The organism is Geomonas diazotrophica, from assembly GCF_018919385.1.
In the GTDB taxonomy this organism is placed as follows: Bacteria; Desulfobacterota; Desulfuromonadia; order Geobacterales; family Geobacteraceae; genus Geomonas; species Geomonas diazotrophica.
In genome coordinates this window covers 202,930-224,000 of record NZ_JAHLMF010000004.1, presented here as the reverse complement: position 1 = coordinate 224,000, position 21,071 = coordinate 202,930, and the positions used below count along the sequence as shown (strand labels likewise).

Below are 21,071 nucleotides of genomic sequence, written 5' to 3'. Positions count from 1 at the left end.
CGTTACAAGGAGAAACGACATGCACATAGCCGCTGCGGAGCCTTATCGCTCCAGACACAAGATCCGTTTCGTCACGGCGACCAGTCTCTTCGACGGGCACGATGCCGCCACCAACATCATCAGGCGGATGCTCCAGTCCTCGGGCGCGGAGGTGATCCACCTGGGACACAACCGCTCCGTGGACGTCATCGTCACCGCCGCCATCCAGGAGGACGCGCAGGGCATCGCGGTGAGCTGCTACCAGGGAGGGCATGTCCCGTTCTTCAAGTACATCTGCGACCTGCTCAAGGAGCGCGGCGCCGACCACATCAAGGTGTTCGGAGGGGGGGGCGGGGTCATCGTCCCGGAGGAGATCCGCGAGATCGAGGAGTACGGGGTGAGCAAGATCTTCTCCCCCGAGGACGGCAGGCGCATGGGGCTGCAGGGGATGATAAACCACATGCTGGAGCTGTGCGACTTCAGCCCCGAGCGCGACACGGACCGGGAGATCGATCGGCTCAAGGAGCGGGACATCCGCGCGGTCAACACCCTGATCACACTCGCCGAGCAGGCGGTCCACGACCAAAGCGAGGGGTACGGGGCGGTACGGGAGCGGATCCGGGGCATGGGGCGCGACGTCCCCGTGGTCGGGATCACCGGGACCGGCGGCGCCGGGAAGAGCTCGCTCACCGACGAGCTGGTGCGCCGCTTCGTCAGGGATTTTCCGGAGAAGAGCGTGGCGATCCTGGCGGTGGACCCCTCGCGGCAGCGCACAGGCGGCGCGCTCCTGGGGGACCGGATCAGGATGAACTCCATCAACAGCGACCGGATCTACATGCGCTCCCTGGCCACCCGCGATTCCCGCTCCGAACTCTCGGCGGCGATACGGGACGCCATCGACGTGGTGCGTGCCTCGGGCTTCGACCTGGTCATCGTGGAGACCTCCGGGATCGGGCAGGGGGACGCCGGGGTGGTGGAGATCTGCGACGTGTCGCTCTACGTGATGACCTGCGAATTCGGCGCCCCCACCCAGCTCGAGAAGATCGACATGCTGGACTTCGCCGACCTGGTGGCGCTCAACAAGTTCGAGCGCAAGGGGGCCGAGGACGCGCTGCGTAACGTGCGCAAGCAGTACCGCCGCAACCGGAACCTCTTCGACATCCCGGACACGGAGATCCCGGTCTACGGCACCATCGCCTCGCAGTTCAACGACCCCGGCACCAACGTGCTGTACCGTGCCCTCTTGGACCGGGTCAACGAGAAGAAGGAGAGCGGATGGCAGTCGCGCCTGCAGATCGCCGAGCGCGAGAGCCTGAAGCAGTACATCATCCCGCCGGACCGGGTGCACTACCTGGGCGAGATCGTCCAGGCCGTGCGCGGCTACCGCAAGGGAGTCGAGGAGCAGGCGGCCGTGGCACGGACCCTGTTCCAGCTCTCCGGGGCCAGGAAAGAGGTGAAGAGTGAGGGGACCATCGCCGAACTGGAGCAGCTGATCGGTTCTTTCTCCGCCAGGCTGCAGGAAGAGCCGCGCCGCATCATCGACGGCTGGAAGGGGCTCAAGGAGTGCTACCGCCAGGACGTCCAAGTCACCAAGGTACGCGACAAGGAGATCCGCACCGAACTCTACACCACATCCCTATCCGGGACCCGGATCCCTAAGGTCTCTCTCCCCGACTACGAGGACTGGGGGGAGATCGTCAAGTGGTCCATGCAGGAGAACCTCCCCGGCTTCTTCCCCTACACGGCGGGGGTGTTCCCCTTCAAGCGCGTGGAGGAGGACCCCAAGCGGCAGTTCGCCGGGGAGGGGACCCCGGAGCGGACCAACAGGCGCTTCCATTACCTGTGCCAGGACGACGGCGCCAAGCGCCTTTCCACGGCCTTCGACAGCGTAACCCTCTACGGCGAGGACCCGGATTACCCCCCCGACATCTACGGCAAGGTAGGGGAGAGCGGGGTTTCCATCTGCACCGTCGAGGACATGGAGAAGCTCTACGCCGGCTTCGACCTCTGCGCCCCCTCGACCAGCGTTTCCATCACTATCAATGGGCCGGCGCCGATCATGCTCGCCTTCTTCTTCAACGCGGCCATCAGGCAGCAGCTGGAGCAGTTCAAAAACGCGCAGGGGCGCGAGCCGTCGCCCGCGGAGTATGCCGAGCTGAAAGCCCGCACCCTGCAGACCGTGCGCGGCACCGTCCAGGCGGACATCCTCAAGGAGGACCAGGGGCAGAACACCTGCATCTTCTCCACGGAATTCGCGCTCAGGATGATGGGGGACATCCAGCAGTACTTCATCGAGCAGCAGGTGCGTAACTACTACTCGGTCTCCATCAGCGGCTACCACATCGCCGAGGCCGGGGCGAACCCGATCTCGCAGCTCGCTTTCACCCTGTCCAACGGCTTCACCTACGTCGAGTACTACCTCTCGCGCGGCATGAATATCGACGATTTCGCCCCGAACCTCTCCTACTTCTTCAGCAACGGCCTCGACCCGGAGTACACGGTGATCGGCCGGGTGGCGCGGCGCATCTGGGCGGTGGTGATGCGGGAGAAGTACGGCGCCAACGACCGCAGTCAAAAGCTCAAGTACCATATCCAGACCAGCGGCCGCTCGCTGCACGCCCAGGAGATGGATTTCAACGACATCCGCACCACGCTGCAGGCACTGATGGCCCTCTACGACAACTGCAACTCGCTGCACACCAACGCCTACGACGAGGCGGTCACCACCCCCTCCGAGGCGTCGGTGCGCCGCGCCATGGCGGTGCAGATGATCATCACCAAGGAGCTCGGGCTCGCCAGGAACGAGAACCCGCTCCAGGGCGCTTTCATCATCGACGAGCTCACCGACCTGGTGGAGGAGGCGGTCCTTGCCGAGTTCGAGAGGATCGACCAGCGCGGCGGGGTGCTGGGCGCCATGGAGACCCAGTACCAGCGCAGCAGGATCCAGGACGAATCCATGCTCTACGAGGCCAGGAAGCATTCCGGAGAGCTCCCCATCGTCGGGGTCAACACCTTCCTCAACCCGCGCGCCGGCGAAGAGGGGTACCAGATCCCCGGGGAGCTGGCCCGCGCCACCGTGGAGGAGAAGGAACAGCAGATCCGGAACCTGCGCGCATTCCAGGAACGGCACAAGGATGAGGCGCCCCTCGCCCTGAAGCGGCTCCAGGAGGCGGCGGTGGCCGGCGGCAACATCTTTGCCGAGCTGATGGAAACGGTGCAGTGCGCCTCGCTGGGGCAGATCACCAGGGCGCTCTACGAGGTGGGAGGGGAGTACCGGCGCAACATGTAGCGCGGAGCTGCCCGGGTCGGCACGGAGGAGCCCGGCCACAGGCGCACCATGTGGGCCGAATGGCACGCCCGGTCCAGGCGTCTCCCTCCCCCGGAGGGGTAGGGAGGGGGGCGCCTTCGCTATCGAGTTGGAGACGAAGAGGAGAAAAACATGGACGTGTTTCAAGCGATAAACGACAGGAGAAGCATCAGGAAGTACCGGGACACCCCGGTCGAGTGGGACAAGGTGAGCCAGGTGCTCGATGCGGGGCGCCTGGCGCCTTCCTGGAAGAACATGCAGTGCTGGCGCTTCCTGGTCCTTTCCGCCGCCGGTAAGCGGAACGCGCTTTTGGACGCCTTTCCCGATGACAACCCGGGCAAGAAGGCACTGGCACAGGCGCCGGTGACCATCGTGGTCTGTGCCGACCCGGCCCAGTCCGGGGTGGAGAACGGGATCGAGTATTACGTGGCCGACACGGCGATAGCGTTTGAGCACATCTGCCTTGCGGCCCACGGGCTGGGGCTCGGGACCTGCTGGATGGGGCTCTTCGACGAACCGACCCTGAAGGAGTCGCTGGGCATCCCGGCAGGGATACGGGTGGTCGGGGTGACGCCCCTGGGTTACCCGGACCAGGAACCCAAGGCGCGGCCGCGCAAGGAGCTGGCGGAGATCGCCTATCACAACGACTGGGGGAAGGCATGCTGACCAGGACCGAATCGGAGCAAAGGATAGCCAGGCTGCAGGACGGGCTGAAGGAGAAAGGGGTGGATGCCGCCCTCTTTATCTATCCCATCGATATCTATTATTTTTCCGGCACGCGCCAGAACTCGGTGCTCTTCGTTCCCGCCGAGGGAAAGCCGCGCCTGATGGTGCGCAAGAGCTACTTCCGCGCCCAAGGGGAGAGCGTCATCGACGACACGCGCCCCTTTCCTTCCAGCAAGGAGTTTCCCTCCCTGTTTCCCCCCCAGGTGAAGCGGATCGGCTTCACCTTCGACGTGGCGCCGGTGCAGCAATACCAGTACTACACCAGGCTCCTGCCCGGGGTGGAGTTCGTCGACATCTCCTCCCTGAACCGGGAGCTGCGCAGCGTGAAGTCGAAACTGGAGCTGGAGCGGATGCGCGAAAGCGGGGCGCGGCTTTGCGGCGTATTCAAAGAGATCCCCGGTTTCCTGAAGGAGGGGATGCGCGAGCTGGACCTCGCCGCCGAGTTCGAATACCGGCTGAGGAAGGCGGGGGGCGAAGGGTATGTCCGGATGCGCGCCTACAACCAGGAGCTGTTCCAGGGGCTCGCCGTCAGCTCCGGCGCCGGCAATCCCGGTTTCTTCGACGGCGCGGTCACCGGCCGGGGGCTCTCCAACGCCTCTCCCCACGGCGCCTCGACCGACACCATCCAGGCGAACGTACCGGTGCTGGTGGACTACACCGGGGTCTTCAACGGCTACATCGTCGACATGACCCGCATGTTCGTGGTGGGGAGACTGGCACCCGAGCTGGAGCGCGCCTTCGCCACCTCGCTGCAGATCCAGCAGCACCTGGCCGAGAACCTGAAGCCCGGCGCGGTGTGCGAGGAGCTTTTCGCCCAGGCCGCCGGGATTGCCGAGAGCGCGGGGCTGGCGCGCAACTTCATGGGTGCGCCCGGCGAGAACGCCAAGTTCGTGGGGCATGGCGTGGGGCTCGAACTGGACGAGTTCCCGGTGCTGGCCCAGGGGTTCAAGTCGCCGCTGCAGGAGGGGCAGACCGTCGCCATCGAGCCCAAGTTCGTTCTCCCCGGTCTCGGCGTGGTCGGTATCGAAAACACGTTTGCCGTGGCCCGGGAAGGCGGGGTGAAACTGACCGATCTGGCGGACGATATCGTCTGCGTGTGAACCCGAAAACAATTTTTGTTTTAATGTGGGGCTCGTGAAAGCGAGCCCCTTTTTTGTGGCCTCCATTCGTTAAGTGCGTATTGTTGATGGGTTATGGCATGTAACGTCCCGCCTGTCCCGCGTCCCGCTGCGGTGGAGCCAATGATGTGTTAAAATGATTCCGCCTGTTTATAATCCTGTTATACTTTTGCTTGACTTTTACGTAAACGATAGATAAAGTTCTACACAACACAAACAACCGCGGGAGGGAAATCATGCAAGACGTCTTCGTTGTGGAATCACTGAGAACCCCATTTGGCTCCTTTGGCGGCTCCCTCTCGGAGGTGGAGGCGCCCGTATTGGGGGGCACCGTGATAAAGGCGCTCCTGGAGCGAACCGACCTCAACCCGGCCCAGGTCGACGAAGTCATCGCGGGGCAGGTGCTCAGCGCCGGGGTGGGGCAGGCTCCCGCCCGCCAGGCCATGCGCTACGCGGGCATCCCCGACTCCGCCCACGCGATGACCATCAACAAGGTCTGCGGCAGCGGTTTGAAGTCGATCATGCTCGGCGCAGGCTCCATCATGCTGGGCGATTCCGAAGTGGTCATCGCCGGGGGGATGGAGAACATGTCGCTCGCCCCTTTCGTGCTGAAGAAGGCCCGCTACGGCTACCGCATGGGGCACGGTGAGCTCATCGATCTGATGATCTACGACGGCCTGCAGGATCCCTATTCCGGGCGGCACATGGGGGACATTGCCGAGGAGGCCGCTCACCGCCACTCACTCTCCCGCGAAGCCCAGGATCAGTTCGCCAGCCGCTCCTACACAAGGGCACAGGAGGCGATCCGGGGCGGCATCTTCAGGGACGAGATCGTGCCGGTGCTGAAAAAGGTTCGCGGCGGCGAGGTGACGGTGGCCGAGGACGAGGAGCCCTTCAAGGTCGACTTCGGCAAGCTCACCACCCTGAAGCCGGTCTTCAAAAAGGACGGCACCATCACGGCGGCCAACGCCTCGACCATCAACGACGGCGCGGCGTTTTCCCTGCTGGCCGGCGCCGACGCGGTGAAGCGCCTGAACCTGAAGCCCAAGGCGCGCATCGTGGCCCACGCCACCTGCAGCCTCCACCCCGAGCGCTACACCGAGGCCCCGGTGGGCGCCATCGAGGTCGCCTGCGCCAAGGCGGGGTTGAAGACCTCCGACATCGACCTCTTCGAAATCAACGAGGCCTTCGCCACGGTGGCCATGATCGCCATCAAGGACCTCGCCCTCGACCCGGAAAAGGTGAACGTGAACGGCGGCGCCTGCGCCATCGGCCATCCCATCGGCGCCAGCGGCGGCAGGCTGGCCGCGACGCTGGTCCGCGAGCTGCACCGGCGCCAGGCCCGCTACGGCTTGGCAACGCTCTGCATCGGCGGAGGCGAGGCGGTCGCGGTACTGTTCGAGAGGGTCTGATCCCGCATTTCCAGAATCCAAACTTTCCACAGGAGGTTCACATGTTCAAGGTAGTAGGCGTCATAGGGGCAGGGCAGATGGGAAGCGGCATCGCCCACGTCTTCGCCCAGCACGCGTATCAGGTCCTGCTCTACGACATCTCCCAGGCTCAGCTTGACAAGGCGCTCAAATCGATCGAGCAGAACCTGGAGCGGCAGGCCAGGAAGGGGGTGATCTTCACCACCAGCATCGAAGGGATCATGGCCCGCATCACCGCCACCAAGGAGCTCAAGGACTTCGCACCCTGCGACCTGGTGGTGGAGGCTGCGACGGAGAACGAGAACCTCAAGTTCGAGCTGTTCAAGAAGCTGGACGAGATCGTTGCGGAGAACGCCATCTTGGCTTCCAACACATCCTCCATCTCCATCACCCGCATCGCGGCCTGCACCAGGCGGCCGGACAAGGTGATCGGCATGCACTTCATGAACCCGGTGCCTATCATGCAGTTGGTCGAGGTGATCCGGGGGCTGGGTACCAGCGAGGAGACCTTCCAGGCCATCGGCGCCCTGGTCGCGCGGCTCGGCAAGGAGATGGCGGTCGCCAAGGACTACCCCGGCTTCATCGTCAACCGGGTGCTGATCCCGATGATCAACGAGGCGATCTTCGCGCTCTACGAGGGGATTGCCTCGGCGGAGGACATCGACAAGGGGATGAAGCTCGGCACCAACCAGCCCATGGGGCCGCTGGTCCTCGCCGATTTCATCGGCCTCGACACCGTGCTCGCCATCTGCAACGTCCTGCACGACGGCTTCAAGGATCCCAAGTACCGTCCCTGTCCGCTCCTGGTGAACATGGTCAACGCCGGTTACCTGGGGAAGAAGTCAGGGAAGGGATTCTACGACTATCAGGGCTAGGCCCGGGGAGCGATCATCATGGAAAACCAGAACATCCTCTGCGAGATCGTCGAGGGAGTGGCGACGGTCACCGTGAACCGGCCGGCGAGCCTGAACGCGCTGAACAGCCAGGTCCTTGGCGAGTTGGAGTGCACCCTCTACAAACTGGAGCAGGACCCCGCCGTGCGGGTGGTGATCCTCACCGGTGCGGGAGAAAAGGCCTTCGTCGCCGGCGCGGACATCAAGGAAATGGCGGACATGACCTCCTTCGAGGGGCACCGTTTCGCCCTCCAGGGGCAGCGGGTCATGCTCTTCATGGAGAAGATGAGCAAGCCCGTGATCGCAGCGGTCAACGGCTACGCCCTGGGGGGCGGCCTCGAACTGGCGCTCGCCTGCGACGTTATCTACGCCTCCGACAACGCCAAGCTCGGTTTCCCCGAGGTCACCCTGGGCATCATCCCCGGCTTCGGCGGCACCCAGAACCTCTCCCGTCTCATCGGTCCCAACCGGGCCAAGGAGCTGGTCTATAGCGGCAGGATGATCAACGCCCAGAAAGCCCTCGCCTGGGGCGTGGTCAACGAGGTGGTCGCCCAGGCCGAGCTTGCGGCGAAGGCCCTGGAGCTGGCGCGGGAGATCGCGAAGAACGGCAGCTTGGGTGTCGGGTACGCAAAGAACGCCATCGTCAACGGGCTCAACATGACCAAAGAAGACGGCTTCCGCTACGAGAGTTCCCTCTTCGGGGTTCTCTTCGCCACCGAGGACCAGAAGGAAGGCATGGGCGCCTTCGTGGAGAAGCGCAAGGCGCAGTTCCAGGGGAAATAGCGGGGAGCGGTCACGTTCCCTCTCCCTCCGGGAGAGGGTGGCCGAAGGCCGGGTGAGGGCGCTGCTGATTGCAGGGCAATTGCTGGGTCGCGATCCCTCACCCCTGCCCCTCTCCCAGAGGGAGAGGGGGAATAACCGTTACGAGTCGTTCTCTAAACAGGTAACCAAAAGGGAGGATGCAATGGATTTCGAATTGAGCCAGGACCACAAGGTATTGAGGGATTCGGTGCGCGAGTTCGTGGAGAAGGAGATCAAGCCGATCGCGATGCAGATCGACGAGGAGCACATGATCCCGGACTCGCTGGTCAACAAGATGGCGGAGATGGGCTTTCTGGGGAGCTACCTCCCCGAGGAGTACGACGGCGCCGGCCTCGACATGCTCTCCTACGCCATCGTGGTCGAGGAGGTCTCCAAGGCCTGCGGCTCCAGCGGCGTACTTATCTCGGCCCACACCTCCCTGGCCTGCGGCCCGATCTACACCTTCGGCACCGAGGCGCAGAAGAAGAAGTGGCTCCCGGCGCTGAACACCGGCAAGGTGATCGGCTGCTTCCTCCTCACCGAGCCCGATGCCGGCAGCGACGCCGGGGCCATCTCGACCACCTACCGGCGCGAGGGGGACGAGTTCGTCATCAACGGCTCCAAGATCTTCATCACCAACGGCGGCTATCGCGGCACCGGCGTCCTCTTCGCCACCTCCGACAAGAGCCTCAAGCACAGGGGCGTCTCCGCCTTCATCATCGACCTCAACTCACCGGGGGTCGAGATCCTCAAGAATGAGAAAAAGCTCGGCATTCGCGGCAGCTACACCACCGCCTTCGCGCTGGACAGCGTGCGCATCCCGGCGGAGAACCTCCTGGGGCAGGAAGGGCAGGGTTTCAAGATCGCCATGGACACCCTGAACGGCGGGCGCATCGGCATCGCCTCCCAGGCGCTCGGCATCGCCGAGGGCGCCTTCGAGCGGGCCCTCGCCTACTCCAAGGAGCGCAAGCAGTTCGACCATCCCATCTGCGAGCTGCAGGCGGTCCAGTTCAAGCTGGCCGACATGTACACCCGCATCGAGACCAGCAAGCTGATGACCTACAAGGCCGCCTGCCTCAAGGACGCCAAGAAGAACTACACGGCGGAGTCGGCCATGTGCAAGATGCTCGCTTCCGAGGCGGCAACCTACGTCACCAAGGAGGCGATCCAGATCCACGGCGGCTACGGCTTCATCTGCGACTACGAGGTGGAGCGCATGTTCCGCGACGCCAAGATCACCGAGATCTACGAGGGGACCAACGAGGTACAGCGGGTGGTCATCTCGAAGATACTGCTCTCCTAACGGCGCCGTCTCGTGACACCCGCCTGCTCCTCCCCCCGAGGGGGAGGCCGGGAGGGGGCATCGGCATCGATCGGTTAACAAGCAGGAGTGACTTCATGGAAGCTACCAGGGAAATCTATTGGAACGTAGGGCACGGCGTGGTGCTCCCGATGTACCTGCTCACCCTTATGGCCTTCGCGGCCTGTGCCTACGGGTGCTGGAAGCGGATCGAGGTCTACCGGCAGGGGAGGCCCCTGAACCGCATGGACAACCTCCGTGAACGGATCGCGCTGACGGCGACGAACCTGTTCGGCCAGGTCAGGGTGCTGCGCGTCGCCGGCCCGGGGATCCCGCACGCGCTCTTTTTCTGGGGTTTCGCCGTCCTCTTCATCGGGACGCTCCTGGTCATGGCCCAGGCCGATTTCTCGCAGCCGCTCTTCGGTGTCGTCATCCTCACCGGCGCCTTCTACAAGGCTTACTCGCTGGTGCTGGACCTGGCCGGGCTGGCCGCGCTCGTCACCCTCTTCGGTCTCGCGCTGCGTCGCTTCGTGGCCCGGCCGGAAGGGCTCAAGATCACCCGCGACGATTACCTGATGCACGGCCTGCTTTCCGCCATAATCGTCACCGGCTTTTTCGCCGAAGGCGCGCGCATGGCCGCCACCGAGTTGCACCAGAATCCGGAGCTGGCCCGCTTCTCGCCCATAGGGCTCATGGTCGCCGGCCAGTTCGCCGCGCTCGACCTCCAGTCCCTCAAGGAGCTGCACCGGCTCTGGTGGTGGTGCCACTTCCTGCTGGTCACCGGCTTCATCGCCGCCATCCCCTGGACCAAGTTCCGTCACCTGATCACCACCCCCGCCAACTATCTCTTCGTTGATCTCCGGCCAAAGGGGAGCATCGACACCATCGACCTGGAGGCGGAAGGGGTGGAGCATTTCGGGGTGGACAAGGTTGCCGACCTCACCTGGAAGGACATCTTCGATGCCGACGCCTGCACCAGCTGCAAGAGGTGCCAGGACCGCTGTCCCGCCTTCAACACCGAGAAGCCGCTCTCGCCCATGCAGGTGGTGCAGCAGATAGGCGAGACCGCGTGTACTGCGCCGCAGGCGGACCTGATCGAGACGGTGGGACGGGACGCCCTCTGGTCCTGCACCACCTGCCGCTCCTGCCAGGAGATCTGCCCGGCGCAGGTGGAGCACGTCAACAAGGTGATCGAGATGAGGCGCAACCTTGTCCTCATGCAGGGGGAGTTCCCCGGCGAGGAGGTCATGGTCGCGGCCAACAACGTCGAGGTGAACGGCAACCCCTTCGGCATGGCCTACGCCGAGCGCGGCAAATGGTCCGACGGTCTCGCGGTACGGCACCTATCTGAAGGGGAGGAGGCGGACATCCTCTACTTCGTTGGCTGCTACGCCTCCTTCGACAAGAGAAACCAGGAGGTCGCCAAGAGCTTCGTGAAGATCTGCAACGCGGCCGGGGTGAGCGTCGGCATCCTGGGCAAGGAGGAGCGCTGCTGCGGCGAACCGCTGCGCAAGCTGGGCAACGAGTACCTCTACCAGATGACCGCGCAGGAGAACATCGAGCTGATCAAGGGATACGGGGTCAAAAAGATCGTCACCACCTGCCCGCACTGTCTCAACACCCTGGGGCGCGACTACCGCGACCTCGGGCTCGACATCGAGGTCGAACACTACACCGTCTTCATCGACCGGCTGATCGGGGACGGGACGCTCGCCCTTGCTCCGCACCAGTTCGACTACACCTACCACGACTCCTGCTACCTCGGGCGCTACCAGGGGATCATGGAGCAGCCGCGCAACGTGCTGCACGTCGCCGGTGGCAGGATCAACGAGATGCAGAGGTCGGGGCTGGAGAGTTTCTGCTGCGGCGCCGGCGGCGGCCGGATCCTTGCCGAGGAAAAGCTGGGGAGCCGGATCAACGTGCAGCGGGTCCGGATGGCCGAGGCGACCGGTGCGCCGCTGATCGTCTCCAACTGTCCCTTCTGCCTGACCATGTTCGAGGACGGCATCAAGACCGGCGACTGCGAAGGGAAGCTGGCGGTGCGTGACCTGGCCGAAGTCGTGGTGGAACGGCTGGCCATGCCGGTGAACTTCGGGACGCCGGAAAGGGAAGTGAGCCTGGCCGCGGTGGTCTCGCTGGCCGAGGCGTCCGGGAGAAAGGAGTCGGCGCCGCCGGAAGAGCAGCGGCTGGCGGCTGCGGAAGGCGTGTCGGCATGACGCTGCAAAGAATTCAGAGGAGGAAGCTATGAAGATACTGGTATGCATCAAACAGGTGCCGGACATGGAGTCCCGCTTCAGGCCCAACGGTGAAAAGACCTGGTACGACGAGAGCGATCTCGCCTTCCGCATGAACGAATACGACGAGTACGCGGTGGAGCAGGCGGTGCAGCTCAAGGAGCAGCTGGGCGGTGAGCCCGAGATCACGGTCCTCTCCATCGGCCCCGAGCGGACGGTGGAGGCGATCAAGAAGGCCCTTGCCATGGGTGGGGACCGCGCCGTCCACATCCGGGACGACAGGTACTACCAGAAAGATCCCTGGCAGATCGCCTCGATGATCGCGAGCTACGCCAAGGGGGAAGGTTTCGACCTGATCTTCACCGGGATGCAGTCCCAGGACCGGGGTTCGGCGCAGGTCGGCGTCATCGTGGCGGAGCTCCTCGGCGTCTCCTGCGCCACCACCCTGGTCGGCTTCAGCTACGACGGCGGCACCATCACCGTCAAGAGAGAGCTGGAAGGTGGGATCAAGGGAGTGGCCAAGCTGAAGCTCCCGGCGCTGGTCACCTGCCAACTGGGGCTCAACACCCCGCGCTACCCGACGCTCCCCAACATCATGAAGGCGAAGAAGAAGGAGATCGCCTCCCTGACGGCGGCCGAGCTCACCGGGGAGGCCGAGTTGACCGCCACCGCGGCGATCTACCCTCCGGCCAAGAAGGGGGGCGGCCTCGTGCTGGAAGGGGAGATCGGTGCCCAGGTGGACCGGCTCATGGGGATCTTGAAGGAAAAGACCGCGGTGCTCAGATAGGAGGAGACCATGAAAGCGTTACTGATAGGGGAATACCGCCAGGGGAAGCTCCTCGACACCACCTACGAACTCAAGGCCTTCGCCGACCGCCTCGGCGCCGACAGCGTGATGCTGCTGGTGGGGAGCGATAGCGAACTCCCGAAATATGACGGCACGCTTTACCTGGCCGATGCCGCCAAATACGGCGAGTACAACCCCGACCAGCACAAGCAACTGGTGCTGCAGGCCGTCGAGAAGGAAAACCCGGACTGCATCGTCTTCGTCCATTCCTCCTACGGCTGGGACCTCGCCCCGCGCGTCGCCGTCGCTTTAAAGGCGGGCCAAGTCTCCGAGATTGTGGCGCTCAACGAGGGTGCCTACGAGGTGAATGCCTGCAACGCGAAGCTGCGCCGGACCGTGACGCCCAAAAGCGGCCGCTGCGTCCTCACCATCCAGGCGGGTGCCTTCACCCCGTCCGGCGAGCCGCAGGGTACGCCGCAGCCGGAACGGCTGGAGCTGTCGGGGACCGCCTCCGCCATCGAGTTCGTGGGCTACGAGGCCGCCGAACAGAAGGGGGTCGACCTCAGTAAGGCCGAGGTCATCGTGAGCGCCGGCCGTGGCGTGGGCAAGAAGGACAACGTCCCGGTCATCGCCGCCCTGGCCAGTGCCCTCGGGGGCGAACTCGGCGCGAGCCGCCCGGTGGTCGACGCCGGCTGGGTCGATCACAGCCACCAGGTGGGAACCACCGGGCAGACGGTGAGCCCCAAGCTCTACGTCGCCTGCGGCATCAGCGGCGCCATCCAGCACCTGGCGGGTATGAAGAAGGCCGACTTCATCGTTGCCATCAACAAGGACAAGGACGCCCCGATCGGCGAGATCGCCGACGTCCTCGTGGTGGCGGACGTGATGCAGTTCGTCCCCGCCTTCACCGCCAAGTGCGCGAGATGAACCAGTAACCGATCCTGCCTGAGCAGGTAACCAAGGGGAGACACCGATGTTTCTCGATCTGACCGAAGAGCAGAAGCTGATACAGGAAACCGCCCGCAACTTCGCCCGTTCCGAGCTGGAACCGCTCGCGGCGAAGCTGGACCGGGAGGGGGACCGCCCCGCGTTCCTCGCCAACCTGAAGAAGCTGGCGGAGCTTGGCTTCATGGGGCTGAACGTCCAGGGGGAGTATGGCGGTTCCGAGGCGGGCGTGGTCGCCTTCAGCGTCGCCATGACCGAGATCGCCCGTGCCTGCGCCTCCACCGCGGTGACCGTCTCGGTGAACAACATGGTCTGCGAGGTGATCCAGGCCATCGGATCGCAGGAGCAAAAGGAGAAGTACATCCCGCGCATCTGTTCCGGTGCCTACGCCGCAGGGAGCTTCGCCCTCACCGAGACCGGCGCCGGTTCGGACCCCGCCGGCATGACCACCACCGCGCTCCTCGACGGTGACAGCTGGGTGCTGAACGGCTCCAAGATATTCATCACCAGCGCGCCCTACGCCGGGGTCTTCGTGGTCTGGGCCGTGACCGACAGGGAGGCCCCCAAAGGGAAGGGGATCAGCTGCTTCCTGGTGGAGCAGGGGACGCCGGGCCTCGTGATCGGCAAGCAGGAGGAGAAGACCGGGCAGCACGCCTCGGCGACCAACGAACTTGTCTTCGACAACTGCCGCATCCCGAAGGACGCGCTGATGGGGAAGTTGAACGACGGTTTCCGGATCGCCGTCGCAGAGCTGGGCGGGGGGAGGATCGGTATCGGCTCCCTGGCGCTTGGGGTCGGCCTCGCCGCCATGGACTACGCGACCAGGTACAGCGCCGAGCGGGTGCAGTTCGGGCAGAAGATCAGCAGCTTCCAGGCCATCCAGTGGAAGATCGCCGACAGCTACACCGAACTGGAGGCGGCGCGCCTGCTGCTCATGAACGCCGCCTTCCGCAAGGAGAGCGGCCGTCCCTTCGCCAAGGAGGCGTCCATGGCCAAACTCTTTGCCACCGAGGCTGCCAACCGCGCCTGCTACGACGCGGTGCAGATGCTGGGAGGGTATGGCTACACCGCGGACTTCCCGGTCGAGCGATACGCCCGCGACGTCAGGATCACCTCGATCTACGAAGGAACCAGCGAGATCCAGCGGCTCATCATCGCACGGGAGATTCTGAAGAACCTCAGCTGAACGAATCAGATTGAGACAGAGATTAAGATTAAGAAGATCCCTTGCTTACCCCAAAACTTAATCTCTGTCTTAGTCTTAATCTGCCTTTAGGAGGGACGCATGAGTAGCGGCAAGCGGATCACGTTGCAGCAGGCGGCCGAGATCGTGAAGAACGGCTCCAGCCTGACTTTTTCCGGCTTCACCATCTGGCGGCGCCCCTTCGCGCTCGTCTACGAGCTGATCAGGCAGGGGAGGAAGGGGCTCCACCTCATCGAGGTGAACGGCGGGCCGCAGACCGAGTTCCTGGTCGGCGCCGGTTGCGTCGACATCTGGGAGTCGTGCTGGGTCGGCCACGAGCTCTACGGCAAGTACGGCGCGAACCTCTCCAGGAAGGTCGGCAACAAGGAGATCCTGGTCGAGGATTACAGCCACGCCGAGATGCTCTTCCGCTTCAGCGCGGCCGCCTCGGGCGCCCCCTACGCCGTGACCCAGACCTCGCTCGGCACCGACATCCACAACCCCGCCTACGACACGCTGGGGAACGCGGGGCTTCGCGACGGCAAGCGCATCCCGAGCCACAAGTACCGCTTCACCGAGGACCCCTTCTACGGCGCGGGCGCGCAGGTGCTGGTCCCGGCGGCCAAGGTGGACGTGGCCATCCTCTGCGTCCAGCAGGTGGGGGAGGAGGGGACGGTGCGGGTGAACGGCCAGTTCTACTCCGACCCCGAGGTGGCCAGGGCGGCCGACGTCACCATCGTCATGGCGGAGGAGATCGTCCCGGAGGAGTACCTGCGGCGCGAGAGCGACCTGAACACCATCACCAGCTTCGAGGTGGATCACATCCTCGAGGTCCCCTTCGGCGCCCACCCAACCGGCATGTTCGGCCGCTACGACGTGGACGGCGCGTTTTTGAAGGATTTCTACGCCGGGACCAGGACCCAGGAAGGTTTCGACGACTTCGCCAAGGAGTGGATCCATGGCCTGGATCACCTGGCCTACCTGGAAAAACTCGGCTGGCCGAAGATGCTGAACCTGAAGGCGAACACCGCGCTCAAGTACAGCACCGGCGTGAAAAGGGGGCAGTGACATGGACAAAGAGTTCGCAAAACCGGAAGAATACGGGCTGGCCGACCTCCTCTGCTGCGCCGCCTCCCGCGAGGTGCAGGACAACGAGATCGTCTTCGCCGGCACCGGGCTCCCCATGGTGGCCATCATGCTGGCGCAGAAGACCCATGCGCCCAACCTCAAGCTGATCTTCGAGGCGGGGACGCTCGACGGCCGCCCCCCCGAGATCCCCACCTCGGTAGGCGACGCCCGCTGCGAGATGGGCGCCTCGCGCTCCTCGGGGCTGCACGACGCCTTCAGCATCGCGCAGCGCGGCTACGTCGACCTCGGCTTTCTGGGAGGGGCCGAGGTGGACCAGTACGGCAACGTGAACACCACCTGCATCGGCGACTACCTGAACCCCGAACTGCGCCTGACCGGCAGCGGCGGCAACCCCGACATCAACTCCTTCGCCAGGCGCACCGTGTTCATCATGGTGCACGAGAAGCGCCGCTTCACCGAGCAGGTGAGCTACATCACGAGCCCCGGGTGGCGGGTGCGCAAGTGGCCGGGAGGCGAGACGGTGCACCGGCGCGAGCTCTACGGCGCTGCCTACCGCGGCGGCCCCTCGGCGGTGATCTCCACGCTCGGGGTGTTCCGTTTCGACGACGAGAGCGGCCGGATCTACCTCGACACCTGCCACGCCGGCAACTCTCCCGAGCAGATCCGGGACATGTGCCAGTTCGACCTCGACATCACGCGGGTGAGCGGCGAGACCCTCCCTCCCACCAGGGAGGAGCTGCACTTCATCCACGAGGTGCTCGATCCGGGACAGATCTTCATTCCCAAGGTAAAACCGGTGTAACCCAAAACTATTTCCTCATAGGCGATGATCTTCCATTAGTCCCCTCTCCCTCCGGGAGAGGGGATGTGGACGTATCCGGCCGGGGATCAAGAACAAGTAGAAATTTTTTTGACCAGGTTTTGCATTTTACGTCAACGTCAACGGAGCTGGCAATGCTAGTCGTAGCCTGCATCAAACAGGTGCCGGACACAACCCAGGTACAGATCGACCCGGTGACCAACACCCTGGTGCGCGAAGGGATCCCCTTCATCGTCAACCCCTACGACGCCCACGCCCTGGAAGAGGCCCTCAGGCTGAAGGACCGCTTCGGCTTCAGAGTCGCGGCACTTTCCATGGGGCCCCCAAATGCCGAGGCCACCCTCAAGAAGGCGCTGGCCCTCGGGGTGGATGAGGCCATCCTCCTCTCCGACCGCGTCTTCGGCGGGGCGGACACCCTGGCCACCAGCCGGGTGCTCTCCGAGGCGATCGGGAGGCTGAACCTGCGGGAAAAAGTGGGGATCGTCATCTGCGGCAAGCAGACCATCGACGGCGACACGGCCCAGGTGGGCCCCGGTATCGCCACCAGGCTCGGCTACACCCAGCTCACCCTGGTGGACCGGATCGAGAAGCTCGATCCCCTGCTGGGGAGGATCACGGTGCGGCGCAAACTGGAAGGGCGCCACGAGACCGTGGAGGCACCATTACCGGTGCTGCTCACCGTGGTGCGCGAACTGAACCGCCCGCGCTACCCGACCGTCCCCATGCGGCTGGAGTCCGCGGAGGCGACGGTGCAGGTCTGGAGCAACCGGGAGCTGCAGCTGGACCAGGAAGGGATCGGCCTGAAAGGCTCCCCGACCTGGGTGAGCCGCATCTTCTCCCCGGAAAGGCAGAAAGGGGAGATCGTGGGCGATGGCGCCGCCGACCCGGCAGGAGCCGCCGACCTGCTGGTCGACAAACTTTTGAGCAGGGATCTGCTCGTCGTATAGGGAGCCCAGGTGATGAGCGAGGCGCAGGGAGGGACGAAGAGGCCGCGAGGGAAGGCGCGGCTTTTGGAAGGAAGGTGTATCGCCTGCGGTGGGCGCTGCCAAAGCGCCTGTCCGGTCAACGCCGTCGAGATGACCGACGGCGGCGAGCCCGAGATCGTTGCCGCGAGCTGCATAGGCTGCGTGAAGTGCGTCAAGGTCTGCCCGGCCCAGGCGCTGGAGATCGTCTTCACGGCGGGAGAGCGGCGCATCCTGGAGCAACTGGCCGGGGAACGCGCCGGAGGCGAGGAGGAAGTCGATCCGGAGGCGCGGGCCCTTTCCGAAAGACTCGCCGCCTATCGCGGTGTCTGGGTCTTCGTCGAGCAGACCGAAGGAGAGCCGGCCCGGGTCTCCTGGGAGCTGATAGGGAAGGGAAGGGAGCTGGCCGACGCCCTGGGGGTGCCTCTCTCCGCCGTGGTGGTGGGCTCGCGGGTCGAGGAGCTCTGTTACGAATCCTTCTGCTACGGGGCCGACCAGGCCTACCTCGTCGACGAGCCGGTGTTCCGGCACTACCGCACCGAGGCATACCTGAAGGCGGTCTGCCGGCTGATCGAGAGCTACCGCCCCGAGATCGTGCTCATGGGAGCGACCGGGCTGGGACGGGACTTGGCCGGAGCCGTGGCGACCGTGGTCGGCACCGGGCTCACCGCCGACTGCACCGGGCTTGGCATCGACGAGCGCCGCAACCTCATGCAGACCCGTCCCGCCTTCGGCGGCAACATCATGGCCACCATCATGTGCGACAAGTTCCGGCCCCAGATGGCGACGGTCCGTCCCCACGTCATGGCGCTGCCCGAGCGAGTCGCCGGGAGCAGCGGCACCGTGATCAGGGTGCGCAGCAAGGTGCGGGAAGAAGAGATCCTCACCAAGGTGCTGGAAATTGTCTCGGACCGGAGCAAGGACCAGGTCGATGTCGCCGGCGCCGAGTTCATCGTCTCCGGCGGGCGCGGCATGATGGGGAAGGAGAACTTCGTGCTGCTGCAGGAGTTGGCTGACGAGCTGGGCGGCGTGGTCGGCGCCTCGCGCAGCGCCGTCGACGCCGGGTGGATGCCGCACGAGCGGCAGGTGGGGCAGACCGGAAAGACGGTGCGTCCCAAGATCTACATCGCCTGCGGCATCAGCGGCGCCATTCAGCACCTGGTCGGGATGCAGGACTCCGACGTGATCATCGCCATTAACCGTGACCCCGAGGCCCCCATCTTCGAAGTCGCCCATCTCGGCATCGTGGGAGATTTGTTCGAAGTCGTCCCGGCCCTCACCGAGCGGCTGCGGAGCCTGAAGCAGAAGGCGCCGGAAACGGCCGTCTGCAGCAACGGCTAAAAGACCAAACAAAAAAGCCCCAACGCAAAGGCGCCAAGGCGCGAAGGCGCAAAGAAGTAAAGGGTTACCCCTCATAAGTTTTTTCCTTGCGTCTCTGCGGCTCCGCGCCTTTGCGTTAAAGCCTTTGTGCATCTAAAGGATTGACCATGTCCCCGAACCCGAAACTCTTCGCCGTACTCCTGCTTCTCTCCGCCTCCGTCTTCGTCCTCGGCTGCTGCCGGCGGTTCAGCCTCGTGGCCCTCGGGCGTCCCGAGGAGCGCCTCGATGCGCCGGGTGCGCGCTGCCTACGGATGTTCCGGCTCGCCTTCGGACAGCAGAGGGTGCTGGGCAAACCCTTCGGCCTGAACCACTTCGTCATCTTCTGGTCCTTCATCATCCTCGCCGTCGCCAACGCCGAGTTCCTGGCGAGCGGCCTTTTGCCGCAGGCAACCTTCGCCGTGCTCCCGGCGCCGCTCCACCACGCCCTGCTTCTGCTCTTCGACCTGGTCTCCCTCCTGAGCCTGGCCTGCGTCCTCATCGCCTGCGCCCGCAGGCTCTTCTTCCCCGAACCCTCCCTGAGCAGCGACTACGTCAAGGCGCGCAGCCCGGAGGCGTTCCTGATCCTCTCCCTGATCGCCCTGCTCATGCTGGCCTACTTCGGCCTGCACGCAGCGAGGATCGCCATGGGGAGCGAGGATCCCGCCGCCATGCCGGTCTCCGCCTTCATCGCGCGACACCTGCCGGTGGCGCTGGCGGCCGATCCCTCGGCGCTGGCGACCTGGTCCTGGTGGCTGCACGCCCTCGCGCTCCTCTCCTTTCTCGCCTACCTCCCCCGGAGCAAGCACATGCACATCCTGACCGCCATCCCCAACTGTTTCCTTGCCGGCCGGGAGCGCCCCAACACGCAGCCCCGCGAGGAGTTCGCCAGGGGGATGAGCTTCGGCGTCGGGCGGGTGGACCAGTTCACCTGGAAGGATCTCTTCGATTCCTTTTCCTGCACCGAGTGCGGCCGCTGCCAGGAGGCCTGCCCCGCTGCCGCAACGGGAAAGTCGCTCAACCCGCGCGCCGTGATCCATGCCGTGAAGACCAACCTCCTGGCCAACGGCGCCGCTCTGCGGGCCGGGGAGGAGCCCGCGCTGCCGCTCATCGGAGCGGCAGGGGAGGGGAGCGCTACCGAACCGGGCATCTGGGCCTGCACCACCTGCGGGGCCTGCATGAACGTCTGCCCGGTGCTCATCGAGCACATGCCCAAGATCGTCAAGATGCGCCGCCACCTGGTGCAGATGAAGTCCGCCTTCCCGGAGGAGTTGGCCACCTTCTTCGAAAACATCGAGGCGAGGAGCAACCCCTGGGGGATCGCCCCCACCGAGAGGACCAAGTGGCACTCAGCCCTTGAGGTCAGGCCGTTCGAAGCGGGTAAGACCGAATACCTGCTCTACGTCGGCTGCGCGGGAGCCTTCGATGCGCGGCAGAAGCAGGTGACGGTTGCCCTGGCCACGATCCTGGACGCCGCCGGCGTCTCCTGGGGCACCTTGGGCAAGGATGAGCGCTGCTGCGGCGACAGCCTGCGCCGTCTGGGCAACGAGTACGTCTTCGACCGGACCGCGCGCGATAACGTCAGCCTCTTCGCCGAGCGCGGGGTGAGGAAAATCGTCACCCAGTGCCCTCACTGCTTCTCCGCACTCAAGAACGATTATCGCCAGTACGGCGTCGAACTGGAAGTGGTGCACCACTCGGAACTGATAGCCGCACTCCTCGCCGCTGGGCGGTTGCAGCTGAAGAAGCAGGTTTCCGACCTGGGGCGGCTGCTCTTTCACGACTCCTGCTACCTGGGGCGGCACAACGACGTCTACGACGCCCCCCGGCATGCCCTGCAGGCCGTTACCGGCGCCGCACCCGCAGAGTTCGACCGCAACACGGAACGCTCCTTCTGCTGCGGGGCGGGAGGGGGGCGGATGTGGCAGGAGGAGCAGGAAGGGGAGAGGATAAACCTGAACCGGGTGAGGGAGGCGCTGCGGCAGAAACCGGACACCATCTGCGTCAGCTGTCCCTACTGCCTCACCATGATGGAGGACGGCCTGAAGGACCTGCAGGGGGGCGGGGTGAGGGTGAAAGAACTGGCTGAGGTCGTGGCGGAGGGGCTGCGCCCCTGAAAACGGGTTATTTGCCAACGCCGC

16 protein-coding genes are annotated in these 21,071 nt (G+C 64.8%); all 16 read left to right on the top strand.

What is annotated here, in order from left to right; genetic code table 11:
* Nucleotides 1-19: 19 nt before the first annotated feature.
* Nucleotides 20-3,268, top strand: a complete 3,249-nt coding sequence (icmF, locus tag KOM00_RS05820) for a fused isobutyryl-CoA mutase/GTPase IcmF (protein ID WP_216497893.1) — start codon at nucleotides 20-22, stop codon at nucleotides 3,266-3,268.
* A gap of 150 nt (nucleotides 3,269-3,418) precedes the next feature.
* Nucleotides 3,419-3,952, top strand: a complete 534-nt coding sequence (locus KOM00_RS05815) for a nitroreductase family protein (RefSeq protein WP_216497892.1) — start codon at nucleotides 3,419-3,421, stop codon at nucleotides 3,950-3,952.
* The gene (locus KOM00_RS05810; RefSeq protein ID WP_216497891.1) at nucleotides 3,946-5,112 is read left to right on the top strand and encodes a M24 family metallopeptidase; all 1,167 of its coding nucleotides are present in this window, start codon (nucleotides 3,946-3,948) and stop codon (nucleotides 5,110-5,112) included. The genes KOM00_RS05815 and KOM00_RS05810 overlap by 7 nt, the downstream gene beginning before the upstream one ends.
* A 254-nt stretch (nucleotides 5,113-5,366) precedes the next feature.
* Complete coding sequence (locus KOM00_RS05805; RefSeq protein ID WP_216497890.1) at nucleotides 5,367-6,542, top strand: thiolase family protein; 1,176 nt, start codon at nucleotides 5,367-5,369, stop codon at nucleotides 6,540-6,542.
* Between the two features lie 41 nt (nucleotides 6,543-6,583).
* Nucleotides 6,584-7,435, top strand: coding sequence for a 3-hydroxybutyryl-CoA dehydrogenase (locus KOM00_RS05800; RefSeq protein WP_216497889.1), 852 nt, complete (start codon nucleotides 6,584-6,586; stop codon nucleotides 7,433-7,435).
* 18 nt (nucleotides 7,436-7,453) lie between these two features.
* Entirely contained in the window at nucleotides 7,454-8,236 is a 783-nt protein-coding gene (locus tag KOM00_RS05795; protein WP_216497888.1) for an enoyl-CoA hydratase/isomerase family protein, read from the top strand.
* A gap of 181 nt (nucleotides 8,237-8,417) precedes the next feature.
* Nucleotides 8,418-9,557, top strand: coding sequence for an acyl-CoA dehydrogenase (locus KOM00_RS05790; RefSeq protein WP_216497887.1), 1,140 nt, complete (start codon nucleotides 8,418-8,420; stop codon nucleotides 9,555-9,557).
* 95 nt (nucleotides 9,558-9,652) lie between these two features.
* A complete protein-coding gene (locus tag KOM00_RS05785) occupies nucleotides 9,653-11,770 on the top strand; it encodes a heterodisulfide reductase-related iron-sulfur binding cluster (RefSeq protein ID WP_216497886.1) in 2,118 nt (705 codons plus the stop codon).
* Nucleotides 11,771-11,798: 28 nt separating this feature from the next.
* Nucleotides 11,799-12,575 (top strand): electron transfer flavoprotein subunit beta/FixA family protein, encoded by a 777-nt coding sequence (locus tag KOM00_RS05780; RefSeq protein WP_216497885.1) that lies wholly within the window; start codon nucleotides 11,799-11,801, stop codon nucleotides 12,573-12,575.
* Between the two features lie 9 nt (nucleotides 12,576-12,584).
* Nucleotides 12,585-13,502 carry an electron transfer flavoprotein subunit alpha/FixB family protein gene (locus KOM00_RS05775; RefSeq protein WP_216497884.1) on the top strand — a complete coding sequence of 306 codons (918 nt, stop codon included), beginning with the start codon at nucleotides 12,585-12,587 and terminating at the stop codon, nucleotides 13,500-13,502.
* Between the two features lie 46 nt (nucleotides 13,503-13,548).
* Nucleotides 13,549-14,706, top strand: coding sequence for an acyl-CoA dehydrogenase family protein (locus tag KOM00_RS05770; protein WP_216497883.1), 1,158 nt, complete (start codon nucleotides 13,549-13,551; stop codon nucleotides 14,704-14,706).
* A gap of 99 nt (nucleotides 14,707-14,805) precedes the next feature.
* Entirely contained in the window at nucleotides 14,806-15,771 is a 966-nt protein-coding gene (locus tag KOM00_RS05765; protein WP_216497882.1) for a CoA transferase subunit A, read from the top strand.
* A 1-nt stretch (nucleotide 15,772) separates the two neighbouring features.
* Complete coding sequence (locus KOM00_RS05760; RefSeq protein WP_216497881.1) at nucleotides 15,773-16,594, top strand: CoA-transferase subunit beta; 822 nt, start codon at nucleotides 15,773-15,775, stop codon at nucleotides 16,592-16,594.
* Between the two features lie 152 nt (nucleotides 16,595-16,746).
* Nucleotides 16,747-17,559, top strand: a complete 813-nt coding sequence (locus tag KOM00_RS05755) for an electron transfer flavoprotein subunit beta/FixA family protein (protein WP_216497880.1) — start codon at nucleotides 16,747-16,749, stop codon at nucleotides 17,557-17,559.
* Nucleotides 17,560-17,571: 12 nt separating this feature from the next.
* A complete protein-coding gene (locus KOM00_RS05750; protein WP_216497879.1) occupies nucleotides 17,572-18,915 on the top strand; it encodes an electron transfer flavoprotein subunit alpha in 1,344 nt (447 codons plus the stop codon).
* A 146-nt stretch (nucleotides 18,916-19,061) separates the two neighbouring features.
* Complete coding sequence (locus KOM00_RS05745) at nucleotides 19,062-21,047, top strand: (Fe-S)-binding protein (RefSeq protein ID WP_216497878.1); 1,986 nt, start codon at nucleotides 19,062-19,064, stop codon at nucleotides 21,045-21,047.
* The last annotated feature ends 24 nt before the right edge of the window (nucleotides 21,048-21,071 follow it).

What these genes read in the sequence shown, in the direction of transcription:
- KOM00_RS05775 (WP_216497884.1), top strand. Translation starts at nt 12,585, where the DNA reads ATGAAAGCGTTACTGATAGGGGAATACCGCCAGGGGAAGCTCCTCGAC.
- KOM00_RS05760 (WP_216497881.1), top strand. Translation starts at nt 15,773, where the DNA reads ATGGACAAAGAGTTCGCAAAACCGGAAGAATACGGGCTGGCCGACCTC.
- KOM00_RS05770 (WP_216497883.1), top strand. Translation starts at nt 13,549, where the DNA reads ATGTTTCTCGATCTGACCGAAGAGCAGAAGCTGATACAGGAAACCGCC.
- KOM00_RS05795 (WP_216497888.1), top strand. Translation starts at nt 7,454, where the DNA reads ATGGAAAACCAGAACATCCTCTGCGAGATCGTCGAGGGAGTGGCGACG.
- KOM00_RS05765 (WP_216497882.1), top strand. Translation starts at nt 14,806, where the DNA reads ATGAGTAGCGGCAAGCGGATCACGTTGCAGCAGGCGGCCGAGATCGTG.
- KOM00_RS05815 (WP_216497892.1), top strand. Translation starts at nt 3,419, where the DNA reads ATGGACGTGTTTCAAGCGATAAACGACAGGAGAAGCATCAGGAAGTAC.
- KOM00_RS05750 (WP_216497879.1), top strand. Translation starts at nt 17,572, where the DNA reads ATGAGCGAGGCGCAGGGAGGGACGAAGAGGCCGCGAGGGAAGGCGCGG.
- KOM00_RS05780 (WP_216497885.1), top strand. Translation starts at nt 11,799, where the DNA reads ATGAAGATACTGGTATGCATCAAACAGGTGCCGGACATGGAGTCCCGC.
- KOM00_RS05810 (WP_216497891.1), top strand. Translation starts at nt 3,946, where the DNA reads ATGCTGACCAGGACCGAATCGGAGCAAAGGATAGCCAGGCTGCAGGAC.
- KOM00_RS05755 (WP_216497880.1), top strand. Translation starts at nt 16,747, where the DNA reads ATGCTAGTCGTAGCCTGCATCAAACAGGTGCCGGACACAACCCAGGTA.
- KOM00_RS05805 (WP_216497890.1), top strand. Translation starts at nt 5,367, where the DNA reads ATGCAAGACGTCTTCGTTGTGGAATCACTGAGAACCCCATTTGGCTCC.
- KOM00_RS05800 (WP_216497889.1), top strand. Translation starts at nt 6,584, where the DNA reads ATGTTCAAGGTAGTAGGCGTCATAGGGGCAGGGCAGATGGGAAGCGGC.
- icmF (WP_216497893.1), top strand. Translation starts at nt 20, where the DNA reads ATGCACATAGCCGCTGCGGAGCCTTATCGCTCCAGACACAAGATCCGT.
- KOM00_RS05785 (WP_216497886.1), top strand. Translation starts at nt 9,653, where the DNA reads ATGGAAGCTACCAGGGAAATCTATTGGAACGTAGGGCACGGCGTGGTG.
- KOM00_RS05745 (WP_216497878.1), top strand. Translation starts at nt 19,062, where the DNA reads ATGTCCCCGAACCCGAAACTCTTCGCCGTACTCCTGCTTCTCTCCGCC.
- KOM00_RS05790 (WP_216497887.1), top strand. Translation starts at nt 8,418, where the DNA reads ATGGATTTCGAATTGAGCCAGGACCACAAGGTATTGAGGGATTCGGTG.